This window comes from Microbacterium sp. Leaf351 (assembly GCF_001423825.1).
Classification (GTDB): Bacteria; Actinomycetota; Actinomycetes; order Actinomycetales; family Microbacteriaceae; genus Microbacterium; species Microbacterium ginsengisoli.
Genome location: NZ_LMPK01000009.1, coordinates 107206 through 107870 on the forward strand (window position 1 = coordinate 107206; position 665 = coordinate 107870).

Annotated in this window: 1 protein-coding gene; it reads right to left on the reverse strand. The window is 69.5% G+C overall.

What is annotated here, in order from left to right:
- Positions 1-649: 3-oxoacid CoA-transferase subunit B (locus tag ASG00_RS15650; RefSeq protein ID WP_327037481.1), on the reverse strand; the 649-nt coding region annotated here is incomplete at its 3' end.
- Positions 650-665: the final 16 nt, after the last annotated feature.

Here is a 665-nt window from a genome sequence, read left to right on the forward strand (position 1 = left end):
CGTCCACCTTAAGCGTGTCGGCGATGACGAGCGCGGGCTCGGTCGCGGCGACGACCTCGTCGATCGTGACACCCGGCGCGAGCTCGGTCAGCACGAGTCCGTCGGGAGTCACGTCGATCACGGCGAGGTCGGTGATGATCCGGTCGACGACCCCGCGGCCCGTGAGCGGCAGGCTGCACGCGTCGACGATCTTCGGGGAGCCGTCCTTCGCGACGTGCTCCATGAGGACGACGACCTTCGCCGCTCCGTGCACGAGGTCCATCGCGCCGCCCGGGCCCTTGACCATCTTCCCGGGGATCATCCAGTTCGCGAGGTCGCCCGTGGCCGAGACCTGCATGGCCCCGAGGATCGCGGCGTCGATCTTGCCGCCACGGATCATGCCGAAGCTCGTCGCCGAGTCGAAGAACGCGGCACCCGGAAGCACGGTCACGGTCTCCTTGCCGGCATTGACGAGATCGGGATCGACGTCCTCGTCGAAAGGGTACGGGCCGACGCCGAGAATGCCGTTCTCGGACTGCAGCACCACCGTCACGCCCGCGGGCACGTAGTTCGGCACGAGGGTCGGCAGGCCGATCCCCAGGTTGACGTACGAGCCGTCGGCGAGCTCCTGAGCCGCGCGCGCGGCCATCTCGGTGCGCGTGAGCGCCATGGTCATGCCCCCCCCC